Genomic DNA, 14,088 nt, shown 5'->3' with positions numbered 1-14,088 from the left:
GATAAAGACATTTTGTTGAACTAGTTGTAAATTTAACAACTTAAAGTAAAAGGATATATCTATAACAATAATAATATAATTAAAAACAATATTAGTTTATTGAAAAACAATAAATTGTGTGTTAAAGTCATTTTATTATTAAATCGGTGAGGTGCATTAATTGAATGTTAAACAAGGTTCAACAACTTTCTTAAAGGTAATTATTTTTATGGCTGGAATTGCAGTGCTTGCATTGTGTATCTGGTTGCCTGAGATAGCCGTTAAAGATGCAAGAGTACATCCAGATACGGCTTACTTCCTAATCCCCTTTTTAGTATGTGCATACGGATTCTGTATTGCGTTTTCTGTTGCGTTGTATCAAGCATATAAACTATTAACCTACATCGAAAAGAACAATGCTTTCTCTGAATTATCCCTTAAATCTTTGAGGGTTATAAAAAAATGTGCTTTTACAGTCATTTTTCTCATTTTGTTAGGAATAGTAAGTTTAATGGTGCTTGCTAAAATCACAGGAGATGACGCAGCAGGTCCTATATCACTAAGTCTAATGGGCATTTTAGTGACAAGTATCGTTGCAACTTTTATAAGTGTTCTTCAAATACCAATTAAAAATTTCCTAGAAAAAATGAAATAAAAATGGGAGGTGTTTTTTTTGAAAGAAGTCACAACATTGTTTTTAAAAATTGCTGTTTTTATTATAGGACTACTGGTTCTTGCTTTATGTATCTTTTTAGTGCCCCATTTGGCGAATTTCGCAGCAAAATTGTATTCAAATATTGCTCCAATGAAATATCTCGTTTTTATCGTGATGTATGGAGCGGCTGTGCCTTTTTACTTTGCTCTCTATCAGGCTTTCAATCTTTTACGGTACATTGACGAGAACACAGCGTTCTCAGAATTATCTGTAAAGGCGTTAAAGAACATAAAGTGCTGTGCGATTACAATCAGTGGTTGGTATGTATTAGGTTTGCCACTCTTTCATTTTATAGCGAAGAAAGTTGACCCTCCTATTGGATTATTGGGGCTCATTATCATTTTTGCTTCGCTGGTTATCGCCGTTTTTGCTGCTATCCTCCAACGTCTTCTACAAGAAGCGATTAACATAAAATCAGAAAATGATTTGACGGTCTGAGGTGGAGGATATGGCAATTATTATTAATATTGATGTGATGTTAGCAAAACGGAAAATGAGCGTAACGGAGCTTTCGGAGAGGGTTGGAATTACGATGGCGAACCTTTCCATTCTGAAAAATGGGAAAGCAAAAGCGGTTCGTTTTTCAACATTAGAAGCGATATGTAAGGCTTTGGATTGTCAGCCAGGTGATATTTTGGAGTACAAAAGCGACGAAGACACTCAATAAAAACAAACAACAAATTAATTTAAATAACAGGAGTCAATAGAGAATTTAAGGGATAGCCATCGAGCTATCCCTTCTTTTTGTTTATTGACGTTATTTGCTTAGAGGATTCAATTGAGAATTGCATTGATTTTAGTGACAAAAATATGATGTGATTTGTAATGTTTGCACCTCAAAAGGGAACCCGTTATTCTGATTCCCCTGTTTTTTTGTTGTTAAAGGTTGTGCTAATTAAGATGCGTATTATATTGTTAATTAACTTGTTAATTGACATTTTGTGCTTCAAAACAGAACCTGTTACATTTGCAGGGTCTTTTTTACATTTGAATTAATCACAATAAAAATTCACCATGTGAACTTCACTTTTGAAGCAGGATTTTTCACGAGATTGATTTTACCTATATATTAGCGAACTGGATATTCTCCACGAAAATTCCCTGTTGCAAGCAAACCTAAATCTCTACTTCCACTCCATAATGATCCGACACAACTGGTTTATTTTTACCGTTAAAAATCACCATTGAATATCTTGGTTGGACTGGCTGGCCAGCTAAAATTAGATCGATTCTCAAATCCTGCTTGTTCTCTTCCCAGCCCGCGATATCCCCTGCAATCGTCACTCCGGAATCTTTCTCAGCCGCAAGTTCAAAGGTATCATGCAAATCCTTATCCAAGAGGTACTCATAACCTTCTCCTCGTACAGAGGCAGCGTTATTGAAATCGCCCATCAAAAAGAATGGAACATCATTTTTTACCTGTTCCAAAAGTGAATCGGCCTGGAACTGGAAAGGCTCCTCTTCATCATGCCACCATCCGAGATGGCATGAATAGAAGGAAACAGGCTGCCCATCAACATTAATCTTTGCGCCGACAATCTTTCTTGTCTTCCAGTAGCTCTGGTCATGACTGCGAGAGATGAAAAAGGAAAACTCTTCTTCAATCTTATGCTTGGTCAAAATCGCAAGGCCTTCTTCATAGACCTCATAACCGAGATGAGCAAAATCCCATGTAAAGCGATAATCCACTGCACCAAGCTTCCGAAGCTCCTCAACAAGCACGAGTGCAAAATTATCTTCCCTAATCGTATCGTACGCGATTGGAGAATCCATACGCTGGCTGACCTCCTGCAAGGCAACGACATCATAGTCGTTCTCCGCAATCGTCTCAGCCAGTGTCTTTATTTTTTCAAGCTGGTTGTTTTCCTGCCAGGAGTGGCAGTTCAACGTCAGTAACTTCATCTATTAAGCCCCCAGAGTGTCTTGGATATCTGACTTTAATACATCCGCTTTTGGTCCGTATATCGCCTGGACCCCTTTATCCTTTACAATCAGCCCAAGAGCACCATTGCTCTTCCACTCTTTCTCGCCAGCAACTGCAGAAGGGTCTTTTACCGTCACGCGCAAGCGAGTCATACATGCATCTACATCTTCAATATTCTCTTGTCCTCCTAGTAATTCAATCAGCACTGGAGCAATTGAATGCTTCTTTACAGCAGAAGTAGAAGCAGGTGCAGTTTCTTCCTCGATATAGTTGCCGTTGCGGCCTGGAGTCGGGAAGTTGAATTTTTTGATCATAAAGTTGGCTACACCATAGTTTAAGCCAAAGAAAACTAAACATGCGATTGCAAAGTTAACAAGGTCTAGCCATAATCCAGCTTTAATGATCATCGGTGTTCTCGTCACTAATTCAATAAAACCGAAAGAGTGTACACGAATGTGAATGATATCAACAATCGCGAACGCAAGCCCTGTCATAACAGCATAAACGACATATAATACAGGCGCCGCAAACATGAACATGAATTCAATCGGCTCCGTTACACCAGTTAAAAATACAGCCAAACCGGCAGAAAGAAACATTGATTTGTACTTTGAACGCTTATCAGGATCAACGTTGCGGTACATCGCAAGCGCGATACCGATCAATGCCGCAGTGGATAGAATCATCTGTCCGACTTTGAAACGAGCAGGTGTTACATCATTCAGCAATTGCTTGTAGCTAGCCGTATCACCAGCAGCATGGAAGTTGTTCAAGTCTGCGATCCATGCAAGCCATAACGGATCCTGTCCGGCTACAACTGAACCAGCGCCTGAACCAGTCAGGATTTTGTACGTTCCGCCTAGCTCTGTATAGTTGATTGGAACCGTCAGCATGTGGTGAAGTCCGAAAGGCAATAGCAAACGTTCCAATGCACCGAAAATAAATGGCGCGATGATTGGCGCTGTATTACGGGATGTTGCGATCCATTGGCCAAAGTCATTTAAAAGACCCTGGATGAAAGGCCATACAAGTGACAGAATCAGCGCAACAACGACTGAACCGCCGATTACGACGAATGGCACAAAACGCTTTCCGTTAAAGAAAGAAAGTGAGTTTGGCAGTTTATCATAGTTATAATACTTGTTGAACAGGTTAGCCCCAAGGAAACCTGCGATGATTCCCACGAACACACCCATGTTCAATGCAGGTGCACCAAGGATTGATGTGAAATAATCTTTTACAACTAACTCTTGTCCAAAGAGAGACTTAACAGTCGCTTCAGGATTTGTAAGCATATCACCTTGTACGCCAAAAATAGCACCGGTAATCCGGTTAATCAGGATAAAAGCGATAAGTGCTGCGAATGCACCACCAGCACGCTCCTTAGCCCAAGATCCCCCGATTGCTACCGCAAACAATATATGTAGGTTCGTAATAATAGCCCAGCCGATGTCTTCTAAAATTCGTGCAATCGTTTGCAGAAAAACGATATCAGAAGCTGTCATTCCGACCAATTTCCCAAGTGAAATCATGATCCCGGCAGCAGGCATAACCGCTACTACAACAAGCAGCGCTTTACCGAACTTCTGCCAAAAATCAAAAGATAAAAATTTCTTCACAACGTTTCCTCCCTTGATGTATAGGCTTTCATTTAAATCATAAAAAATTTTTCAGCAGATTTTCGAATAGCCATATCTATCAATTTATCAATTTAATTTTATTGTTATATTAAAATAACACGCTTTCAAAATTTATGCAAACGTTTGCGGATAATTTTAAAATTAGCAAATATATTTAAGCAATATTTGTTCCCAAGCTTCAGCCGATGAAAAATTTTATCGAATGATAGAAGTCTATGCTGATGATTCATATAATGTCGAATCCGAAAATGACTGAAAATTCTATATTTTACCTTTCCCGGGAAATATCCTGTCGAAAATACCATTCGACAAACTCCGTTTCTTACATATTCAGCGTATACCTTCGAAAATCAAAAAAAGGCTGACGGAGTCATTCCGCCAGCCTTTCCTGCAACTTTTATCTCTTATTCAATTCTTCGACAAGCAATTTATTAACAAGTGGCGGGTTCGCCTGGCCTTTTGTAGCTTTCATGATCTGTCCGACCAAGAAGCCTTTTGCCTTGTCCTTGCCGCCTTTGAAATCCTCTACGGATTGCGGGTTCGTATCAAGAATCTCGGAAATAATCTTAAGCAGCGCGCCTTCGTCAGAAATCTGGACAAGTCCTTTTTCCTTAACGATTTGCTCAGCATTTCCGCCGTTTTCGACCAATTCCTTGAACACCTGTTTAGCGATCTTTGAGGAAATCGTGCCGTTTTCGATCAGCTTGATCATGCCGGCAAGAGCCTCTGGAGTAAGTGCCGTTTCGTGAAGTTCCTTTGATTCAGCCTTCAAATATGCTGAGAATTCACCCATCAGCCAGTTGGATGCCTGCTTCGGATCAGCCTCTGCCGCAACAGCAGCTTCAAAGAAATCAGCCATTTCTTTTGTCACTGTTAGAACTTCGGCATCGTATGGAGGTAATCCCATTTCCTCGACATATCGCTTTTTACGCTGGTCTGGAAGCTCAGGGATTTGCGCGCGGACTCTCGCCTTCCACTCTTCATCGATATAAAGATCAGGCAGGTCTGGCTCCGGGAAATAACGATAATCATCAGAGCCTTCTTTTACACGCATGAGAATCGTTGTATTTGTTGCTTCATCGAAGCGGCGAGTCTCCTGCTGGATTTCACGACCAGCAAGGATTTCCTCTTCCTGACGCTTTTCTTCATGTTCAAGCCCTCTTCTGACGAAGTTAAATGAGTTCAAGTTTTTAAGCTCAGTCTTTGTGCCGAGCTCCTTCTGTCCGACCGGTCTGATTGAAATATTCGCGTCACAGCGGAGTGACCCCTCTTCCATTTTACAGTCCGATACGCCTGTATATTGGATGATTGACTTCAATTTTTCCAGATAAGCATAAGCCTCATCTGGTGTGCTTATATCGGGTTCCGATACGATCTCAACAAGCGGAGTTCCCTGGCGATTGTAATCGACTAAGGAATATCCGTTGCCGTGCGTAAGCTTGCCTGCATCCTCTTCCATATGGATACGAGTGATGCCGATTTTCTTCTTATATCCGTTAACCTCGATTTCAATCCAGCCGTTTTCGCCAATCGGCTTATCGAACTGGGAAATCTGGTACGCCTTCGGGTTATCCGGGTAAAAATAGTTCTTCCGGTCGAATTTCGTATGTTCAGCTACTTCACAGTTCAAAGCCATAGCAGCTTTCATTGCGTACTCGACCGCTTTTTTGTTCACGACAGGAAGGACACCTGGGTATCCCAAATCGATCACGGTTGTATTTGTATTTGGCTCAGCACCGAAATGGTTCGGGCTCGCCGAAAAGATCTTCGAATCTGTTTTTAATTCAACATGGACCTCAAGGCCAATTACCGTTTCAAACTTCATTGTTTTCACCCCTTACAGCTGTGGTCTTTGTTTATGGAATTCCGTTGCCTGTTCGAATGCATGCGCAACCTTGTATACAGTGCTCTCATCAAAGTGGCGGCCGATGATTTGCAGCCCTAATGGCAGCCCTTTATCGAATCCGCATGGAACTGAGATGGCCGGCACGCCTGCAAGGTTCACAGGGATTGTTAAAATATCATTTGCGTACATCGTCAATGGATCCGCGATGTTTTCGCCAATTTTAAATGCAGGTGTGGGTGTCGTTGGTCCAACAATTACATCGAATTTTTCAAATACATTTTCAAAGTCCTGCTTGATCAGCGTGCGGACCTTTTGTGCTTTTTTATAATAAGCATCATAATAACCAGAGCTAAGAGCGAATGTTCCAAGCATGATCCGGCGCTTCACTTCATCGCCAAAGCCTTCAGCACGCGTCTTTTTGTACATTTCAATCAGGTTTTCAGCGTTCGGAGTACGGTAGCCATAGCGAACACCATCAAAGCGCGCTAGGTTCGCAGACGCTTCTGATGAAGATAGCAGGTAATATGTGGCCAAAGCATACTTGGAATGCGGCAGTGAAACCTCTTCCCAAGTCGCTCCTTGCTTTTCAAGAACCGCCAAGGCATCAAGCACTGATTTACGGACCTCTTCACTTACTCCCTCACCGATGTATTCCTTCGGCACAGCTATACGCAAGCCTTTGACATCACCAGTCAATGAACTTAAATAGTCAGGGATGTCCACCTTTGCGGACGTCGAATCCATCTCATCGTGGCCGGCAATCGCTTTTAGCAAAAAGGCATTGTCTTCAACATTGCGCGTGATTGGACCGATTTGATCAAGAGATGACGCAAATGCTACAAGTCCGAATCTAGAAACAAGACCGTATGTAGGCTTCATGCCGACAACGCCGCAGAAAGAAGCTGGCTGGCGGATAGAGCCGCCTGTGTCAGAACCAAGTGAGAACAACACTTCACCTGCCGCAACCGATGCAGCAGATCCGCCTGAAGAACCGCCTGGAACTGTTTCAAGGTTCCATGGATTGAACGTCTTCTGGAAACCTGAGTTTTCATTAGAAGATCCCATCGCAAACTCATCCATATTAAGCTTTCCGATCGTGACCGTTTCAGCCTGCTTCAGCTTCTGCATGACTGTAGCGTCATATATAGGATCGAAGTTTTCGAGAATCTTGCTCGCACAAGTCGTGCGCAGACCCTTCGTGACAATATTGTCCTTTATCCCAATTGGCATGCCGTACAGTTTGTTAGCTGGCGCGCTTTGTATCGCCTTATCATCCAACGCTTTTGCCGCCGCTCTGGCGTTCTCTTCATTTAATGTTAAAAAAGCCTGGACCTTGCCTTCGACCTCGCCAATTGTTTTGAACGATTGGTCAACCAGGTCGGAAACGCTGAGGTCTCTTTTATGTAAAAGCTCATGAAGCTCCGAAATCTTATGTTCAAATAAACTCATCGTCAGTCCTCCTTACTCCATAATCCCAGGTACTTTGATCTGCCCATCCTGGTGCTCAGGCGCATTCTTCAAAACTTCCTCGCGCGGTAAACCTGGATTTGATTTGTCCTCGCGCATAACATTCTTTATTTCAAGCACGTGTGCAGTCGGCTCCACATTCGTAGTATCCAGCTCATTCAGCTGCTCAGCAAACGAAATAATGCTATCCAGCTGCTTCGTAAACGTATTGGCCTCTTCCTCTGTAATCGCCAATCTCGCCAGGTGCGCCACATGCTTCACCTGATCGACAGAAATCCTTGACATAAAAGCACCTCCATAAGTAAGTGAAACGTCCATCAAAGGGGCATTCAATCCCTTTTTCTGAAAAAACAATAATATTGATCATAGCAAAGTTTTACACGTTAAAGCAATACAAGCCTTGCCATTTGTACTATTTTAACATGAGTGGAGGCGGATCGCAGGATAGAGGACATTTTTTTAGAGAAATAATACCTGTTATACTTAAAGAAAACATTCTTTAACAAAACTTTAGGTTAGGAGAGATTGCTATCCTTACTTTTATCTTCGAATTTATTGGAGATCTATTTGAGAGTGCTGGCAATAGCCAAACATTAAATACTCGAAAAATTGACCAGAACATAAGAATTTTAAACGAGCACGCATGGTTTAAGTCTTTATATGAAGACGAGAGGTACCACCGTTTATTCTTTGTAAACCGGCATGTTAGGGCCTATTTGCAGAGTTCGTTTCGTGTTAAAAAAATGATCCGAGATGAAGGCGCACAGAAAAAGTTTGTACTTTTATTAGATAAGCACATTAAATCCAGATAAAAAGAGCCGCCTCATGCAGGCAGCTCCTTACCCTTTCTTGAACCATTTCCCCAGCCCTGAAAAAAAGCCCTTCTTCTCTTCAGCCTGCACTGGAGCCACAACCGGCTTTTTCGAAAGATAAATATCCTCTTTATCTATGGCATGATCATGTGCCAGGACAAGACCCAACTCGGAATCATAGTCTTTATTTGTAACGATCGTAAATTCGATATTTCTTTTTTCTGCTTCCTTAATGTATTTGGATAAATACGAATATGATATATGTCCATTTAAGAAGATGTGAGCCTGCAGGTTTTCATCCATGAGCTTTGTGACTTCCGGTTCAACTCCTTTTTTCATCACCTGTGCCTGGGTCAGCGCAATCACAACTCTCTCACGAATGGTGGTCAGGAATCTCCTTCTCTCATCAGGTTTCGTCTGTTTTGCCCCATACATCCCCTGCTGCAAGTACTCATCCACTTTGCTGTTGCTCATCCAATCACCTCCAACATTCATTACTACTATGTATGATTCTGGCTATGAGACTGTGCTAGTTTAAGGTTAACCTATTTTCATGTAAAAAAACCTTCTCTTCGACTCGAAGAGAAGGCAACAAATAGGAGAATGCAAGGGTGAATGGATGGAATATGGTGAATCCCGCATATCGGCCGGCGATACGCCTAACCTGGTCATGCTTGGATAAACCCCGTTATAACAATGATACGCTGGCATTTAGATCCATACGATTAGTATGAATCGGGCGATATATTGTTGAAAAGCTTACATCGAGATTGATGCTGAATCACATTAAACTGCCAGAAAAGAAATGACATCCGAAGCGAGTCATCAAGAAGCAGTAAATTGAGCTTCCTCAGTTGATCCTTTTAAAGCAGTAGTGGAAGATGTTCCTCCTGAAATGACCATCGATACTTGGTCGAAGTAGCCTGTTCCTACTTCGCGCTGGTGCCTTGTTGCCGTATAGCCATGCTGCTCGCTGGCAAACTCAGCTTGCTGCAGCTCGGAGTAAGCTGCCATACCACGGTCTTTGTAGCCGCGAGCAAGTTCGAACATGCCGTGGTTCAGTGCATGGAAGCCTGCAAGTGTTACAAACTGGAACTTGTAGCCCATCTTGCCAAGCTCAACCTGGAACTTCGCGATCGTTTCATCGTCAAGCTTCTTTTTCCAGTTAAATGAAGGCGAGCAATTGTAAGCTAGCAGCTTTCCTGGATACTTCGCATGAATCGCTTCAGCAAAGCGGCGAGCTTCCTCAAGGTCCGGCTCAGAAGTTTCACACCACACCAAGTCTGCATAAGGTGCGTACGCAAGACCGCGGGCAATTGCCTGGTCAAGGCCAGCATTGGTACGGAAAAAGCCTTCCGGTGTTCTTTCACCAGTGATGAATGGCGCATCATATGGATCAACATCGCTTGTGATCAAATCAGCCGCATTTGCGTCAGTACGGGCGACAATTAGTGTAGGAGTTCCCATGACGTCAGCCGCAAGGCGCGCCGCAATCAGGTTGCGAACCGCTGTTTGCGTTGGCAGAAGTACCTTTCCGCCTAAGTGCCCGCACTTCTTTTCGGAGGAAAGCTGGTCTTCAAAGTGAACGCCTGCAGCACCTGCTTCGATCATGCCTTTCATCAGCTCGAACACATTCAGCTGTCCGCCAAAGCCAGCCTCAGCGTCAGCCACGATTGGCGCGAACCAGTCAATAGAGTTGTCACCTTCAGAGTGAGTGATTTGGTCAGCTCTTTGCAGCGCCTGGTTGATTCGCTTCACAACGGCAGGAACACTGTTCGCTGGATACAAGCTTTGGTCTGGATACATATTTCCGGAAAGGTTCGCGTCCGCCGCAACCTGCCAGCCGCTCAGGTAAATGGCCTTTAAACCTGCTTTTACCTGCTGCACTGCCTGGTTTCCAGTCAACGCACCCAGAGCATTTACAAAATCCTCTTCATTCACAAGCTTCCATAGCTTTTCCGCGCCACGACGAGCAAGCGTATATTCAATATCAACCGATCCGCGGAGCTTGATGACCTCTTCAGCACTATAAGTTCTTTCCACTCCATTCCAACGGCTATCCAATTCCCAGCTTTCCTGCAATTGCTTAACACGATCTTGAGTCATTTTCCGTTCCTCCTAATGAATGGTTTTTTGTTTTAAATGTCTTCGGTGTCAATACTTCGGTTATTGATGCTCACTTCTATTCTGTTAAATTGTATTGATATGTACTATTTTAATAGATTGTTATAGTACAGAATCAATAACTCTAATATGTATTATATAACAGACTTTTCAAAATGCAATTAATTTACTGAATTTTTCTGTAAAAATTTTTGAAATGATTAAAATGCCCTATAAAAATATAGATAATGGCGATTATACGAAGCCTTATTTCACTCTAATGATTGTTCGTATTATTGCCATTGGAACATCGTGTTTCATCTTTTCACCGCCTGGATTGTTCCAATCACCCTTATTGGAACATCGAGCACCACCTTTTCACCGCCTGGATTGTTCCAATCACCCTCATTGGAACATCGGGCCCCTTTCATTTACTCACTGCAATGTCTCAATCACCCTTCCCATGACAACTCGCATCACCTTTTCCACCCGTGAGTTGTCTTCAGAACCCTTCCCACGACAACTCTCACCCTGTTTTCCACTCGTGAGTGGCTTCAGAACCCTTCCCATGACAAAAAAATCCCCCTCTCACAAAGGAGAAGGGGATTTCCAAATCTGTATTAGTACATCTCTGAAGTTGTCTTAGCTTGCATGTGTAGAAGCAGATAGTCTGGTCCGCCAGCTTTTGAATCTGTTCCTGACATGTTGAAGCCGCCGAATGGCTGGTAACCAACGATTGCGCCTGTGCAGCCGCGGTTGAAGTAAAGGTTTCCGACATGGAAATCTTCGCGAGCCTTCTGGATGTTTTCACGGTTACGAGTGATAACAGCTCCAGTTAAGCCGTATTCAGTGTTGTTCGCGATTTCAAGCGCGTGATCGAAATCTTTTGCTTTTGCGAAAGCAACAACAGGTCCGAAGATTTCTTCCTGCATTAGCCTTGCATTTGGATCAAGGTCAGCAAAAATTGTTGGCTTGATGAAGTAGCCTTTTGAGCTGTCTCCTTCGCCGCCAGTCATCAAACGGCCTTCTTCCTTGCCGATTTCGATGTAGCTCATGATCTTATCGAATGCACCCTGGTCATTTACAGGACCCATGAATGTGCTTTGATCTGTTGGATCGTCAAGCTTAAGCTCATTAGTAAGCTCAACAACGCGGTTAAGAACCTGGTCGTACACATCTTCAACGATGACAGCACGTGAACATGCAGAACACTTTTGTCCTGAGAAGCCGAAAGCTGAAGCAGTGATTGCTTGAGCAGCTAATTCAAGATCAGCATCTTTGTCAACAACCATTGTGTCTTTTCCGCCCATTTCAGCGATAACGCGCTTAAGCCAGATTTGGCCTTCGTTCAATTTTGAAGCGCGCTCGTAAATACGAAGACCCACGTCACGTGAACCTGTGAAGCTTACGAAGCGAGTATCTTTGTGGTCAACAAGGTAGTCGCCCACTTCTGCGCCGCTTCCTGGTACGAAGTTAAGAACGCCCGCAGGAAGGCCTGCTTCTTCCATAACTTCAACAAACTTAGCTGCAACTACAGGAGTTGTAGAAGCTGGCTTCAATAGAACTGTGTTACCAGTTACGATTGCTGCTACAGTAGTACCAGCCATGATCGCTAATGGGAAGTTCCATGGAGAAATGATGATTCCCACTCCTAGAGGAATGTAATCATAACGGTTATATTCATTTGGACGGCTGTTTACTGGCATGCCGTCTTTGATTTTTAGCATTTGGCGAGCATAGTATTCAAGGAAGTCGATTGCTTCAGCTGTATCAGCATCAGCCTCGTTCCATGGCTTACCAGCTTCTTTTGTTAAAAGTGCTGAGAACTCATGCTTGCGGCGGCGAATGATCGCTGCTGCTTTGAAAAGTACGTCCGCACGTGTTTCCGGCTTAACTTTTTTCCAAGTTTTGAACGCTTCAACAGCAGCCTGCATAGCCTTTTCAGCTAAGTCGCGGTTTGCTTTAGAAACTCGTCCAATTACTTCTTCTGTATTGGATGGGTTGTAAGATACAATCTTGTCTTCAGTTGAGATGCGCTCTCCGCCAATCACCAAGTCGTAATCCTGGCCAAGATAGCCTTCTACTGTCTTTAATCCTGTTAAGTAATCCTGACGGTTATCCTCAACTTTAAAATTCGTGAAAGGCTCGTGTTTATAAGGCTGAACCATTCCTATCCCCTCCTATGTATTAAAACGTTTACATCCTTTCATATTCTATCATGAGAGTCTCGTAGTGTTCAATGCCCACGCACTAGTAAGTAATGGATTGAGAATTTTCTTTATATTTATTATCGCAATATTGTAATTGTGCTACGGGTTCTGCATTAAAGTAGTGACTTAAAATGGGTGACAGCCTCTGTCTGCCGCTCGGTAATTTTAGCCCTAAAAATAAGAAAAGAGCTGCAGAACTGCCACCGATATTTCCACTTTCAAATACCGAGTAGAGTCCGAGCCCTTTTCATAATCTATAAAACCATTACCAAACCTCATTCACCCAGATTCCTAAATACCTCTTCCCTTGAATGAAAACCATCCGTAATAATCGTTTCTTCTATATTTGTTTTATCAACAGCGATTGGCAGCAGCAGCACGGACGGTACTTCTATTTTGCCGTTGTTTACTTTCCTGTTGATCTCGACGCTCTCGCCTTTTGCCATCATGACGGCGATCTCGGCTGCTTTTTGCGTTAATGCCTTGAGCGGCTTGTAGACGGTCATCGTCTGGGTACCTTCCACAATCCGCTGGGCTCCTGCCAGCTCCGCATCTTGCCCGGAGACTGGGATTTTGCCTGCCAGCCCCTGCTCGGCAAGCGCCTCGATTACTCCGCCGGCTGTTGCATCATTGGCACAGATGACCGCGTCGATTTGATTGTTATTCGCCTTGAGCGCCGCCTTCATATTTTCCTTGGCATTTGCAGGTGTCCAGTCCTTCGTCCACTGATCGAATACAACGGTAATATCCCCTTTGTCGATGAAAGGCTGCAGTACGTTGAATACACCCTTTTTAAATAAATGTGCATTATTGTCAGTGATGGCACCGCCGATATAGACATATCTGCCCTTAGGGACTAATTGTGTAATCGCTGCTGCCTGCAGCTCCCCGACCTTCTCATTGTCAAAGGACACATACATATCAATATCCGCATTTTTAACGAGCCGGTCGTAGGCCATGACCTTGATCCCCGCCATATGTGCCTTTTTAACGATAGTCGCGGTCGCTTCAGCATTGTGAGGAACGACAACAAGCACGTCCACTCCCTGGCTGATCAAGGATTCCGCATGAGCAATTTGCAGAATGTCATCACCATTCGCTGCTAAAATTTCCACTTCAGCCCCCAGCGCCTTTACGGCATCCCTGAACATCTCCCTGTCCCTCAGCCAGCGTTCCTCGACCAGTGTATCCATTGTAAAGCCGACTTTAACCTTTTCGTCTACTTCAGCTGTTCCTTTGTTTTTCGATCGGTCGGCAGTCGAAGACTCACCATTGACAACAGCTTGTTCTTTTTCAGCTTCGCATGCAGACACGACGGCCATCAGAGACAGGAAACCTATGACTACTACAACATATAAAAGGATTTTTCTCATTTTCCCTCTCCCAATTCCC

12 protein-coding genes are annotated in these 14,088 nt (G+C 43.4%); 3 read left to right on the top strand and 9 right to left on the bottom strand.

Going from position 1 to position 14,088, the window contains the following annotated elements; translation table 11 throughout:
* Positions 1–160: 160 nt before the first annotated feature.
* Genes V7654_RS04875 through V7654_RS04865 form a run of 3 tightly spaced genes read left to right on the top strand, consistent with a single transcriptional unit; the run spans position 161 to position 1,361 of the window.
* The gene (locus tag V7654_RS04875) at positions 161–634 is read left to right on the top strand and encodes a DUF2975 domain-containing protein (RefSeq protein WP_335428931.1); all 474 of its coding nucleotides are present in this window, start codon (positions 161–163) and stop codon (positions 632–634) included.
* Positions 635–652: 18 nt separating this feature from the next.
* Positions 653–1,132, top strand: coding sequence for a DUF2975 domain-containing protein (locus V7654_RS04870; RefSeq protein ID WP_335428930.1), 480 nt, complete (start codon positions 653–655; stop codon positions 1,130–1,132).
* Between the two features lie 10 nt (positions 1,133–1,142).
* A complete protein-coding gene (locus V7654_RS04865; protein ID WP_064551977.1) occupies positions 1,143–1,361 on the top strand; it encodes a helix-turn-helix domain-containing protein in 219 nt (72 codons plus the stop codon).
* 449 nt (positions 1,362–1,810) lie between these two features.
* Here the strand turns inward: V7654_RS04865 and V7654_RS04860 are convergent, their stop codons facing one another.
* The 9 genes from V7654_RS04860 to xylF form a co-directional block, all read right to left on the bottom strand.
* Positions 1,811–2,596 (bottom strand): endonuclease/exonuclease/phosphatase family protein, encoded by a 786-nt coding sequence (locus V7654_RS04860; RefSeq protein ID WP_335428927.1) that lies wholly within the window; start codon positions 2,594–2,596, stop codon positions 1,811–1,813.
* Between the two features lie 3 nt (positions 2,597–2,599).
* Positions 2,600–4,237, bottom strand: a complete 1,638-nt coding sequence (locus tag V7654_RS04855; protein WP_335428925.1) for a PTS transporter subunit IIBC — start codon at positions 4,235–4,237, stop codon at positions 2,600–2,602.
* Positions 4,238–4,655: 418 nt separating this feature from the next.
* Positions 4,656–6,083, bottom strand: a complete 1,428-nt coding sequence (gene gatB / locus V7654_RS04850) for an Asp-tRNA(Asn)/Glu-tRNA(Gln) amidotransferase subunit GatB (protein WP_335428924.1) — start codon at positions 6,081–6,083, stop codon at positions 4,656–4,658.
* A 12-nt stretch (positions 6,084–6,095) separates the two neighbouring features.
* Complete coding sequence (gene gatA, locus V7654_RS04845; protein ID WP_335428923.1) at positions 6,096–7,553, bottom strand: Asp-tRNA(Asn)/Glu-tRNA(Gln) amidotransferase subunit GatA; 1,458 nt, start codon at positions 7,551–7,553, stop codon at positions 6,096–6,098.
* Between the two features lie 12 nt (positions 7,554–7,565).
* Positions 7,566–7,856 (bottom strand): Asp-tRNA(Asn)/Glu-tRNA(Gln) amidotransferase subunit GatC, encoded by a 291-nt coding sequence (gene gatC / locus V7654_RS04840; RefSeq protein ID WP_207502662.1) that lies wholly within the window; start codon positions 7,854–7,856, stop codon positions 7,566–7,568.
* 554 nt (positions 7,857–8,410) lie between these two features.
* Positions 8,411–8,857, bottom strand: coding sequence for a YueI family protein (locus V7654_RS04835; protein ID WP_335428920.1), 447 nt, complete (start codon positions 8,855–8,857; stop codon positions 8,411–8,413).
* A 351-nt stretch (positions 8,858–9,208) separates the two neighbouring features.
* On the bottom strand, positions 9,209–10,489 hold the full coding sequence (gene aceA / locus V7654_RS04830; RefSeq protein WP_335428919.1) for an isocitrate lyase: 1,281 nt from the start codon (positions 10,487–10,489) through the stop codon (positions 9,209–9,211).
* A gap of 617 nt (positions 10,490–11,106) precedes the next feature.
* A complete protein-coding gene (pruA, locus tag V7654_RS04825) occupies positions 11,107–12,654 on the bottom strand; it encodes an L-glutamate gamma-semialdehyde dehydrogenase (protein ID WP_335428918.1) in 1,548 nt (515 codons plus the stop codon).
* Between the two features lie 317 nt (positions 12,655–12,971).
* On the bottom strand, positions 12,972–14,069 hold the full coding sequence (gene xylF / locus V7654_RS04820; protein ID WP_335428917.1) for a D-xylose ABC transporter substrate-binding protein: 1,098 nt from the start codon (positions 14,067–14,069) through the stop codon (positions 12,972–12,974).
* Between the last annotated feature and the right edge of the window lie 19 nt (positions 14,070–14,088).

The organism is Bacillus sp. JJ1609 (assembly GCF_036967045.1).
Classification (GTDB): Bacteria; Bacillota; Bacilli; order Bacillales; family Cytobacillaceae; genus Mesobacillus.
Note: the sequence above shows the minus strand (reverse complement) of the source record. Positions and strands in the feature narration are given on the sequence as shown.

Excerpts from the sequence above, each read along its gene's own strand:
- aceA (WP_335428919.1), bottom strand. The coding sequence starts at position 10,489 with ATGACTCAAGATCGTGTTAAGCAATTGCAGGAAAGCTGGGAATTGGAT.
- pruA (WP_335428918.1), bottom strand. The coding sequence starts at position 12,654 with ATGGTTCAGCCTTATAAACACGAGCCTTTCACGAATTTTAAAGTTGAG.
- gatB (WP_335428924.1), bottom strand. The coding sequence starts at position 6,083 with ATGAAGTTTGAAACGGTAATTGGCCTTGAGGTCCATGTTGAATTAAAA.
- gatC (WP_207502662.1), bottom strand. The coding sequence starts at position 7,856 with ATGTCAAGGATTTCTGTCGATCAGGTGAAGCATGTGGCGCACCTGGCG.
- xylF (WP_335428917.1), bottom strand. The coding sequence starts at position 14,069 with ATGAGAAAAATCCTTTTATATGTTGTAGTAGTCATAGGTTTCCTGTCT.
- V7654_RS04860 (WP_335428927.1), bottom strand. The coding sequence starts at position 2,596 with ATGAAGTTACTGACGTTGAACTGCCACTCCTGGCAGGAAAACAACCAG.
- gatA (WP_335428923.1), bottom strand. The coding sequence starts at position 7,553 with ATGAGTTTATTTGAACATAAGATTTCGGAGCTTCATGAGCTTTTACAT.
- V7654_RS04865 (WP_064551977.1), top strand. The coding sequence starts at position 1,143 with ATGGCAATTATTATTAATATTGATGTGATGTTAGCAAAACGGAAAATG.
- V7654_RS04835 (WP_335428920.1), bottom strand. The coding sequence starts at position 8,857 with ATGAGCAACAGCAAAGTGGATGAGTACTTGCAGCAGGGGATGTATGGG.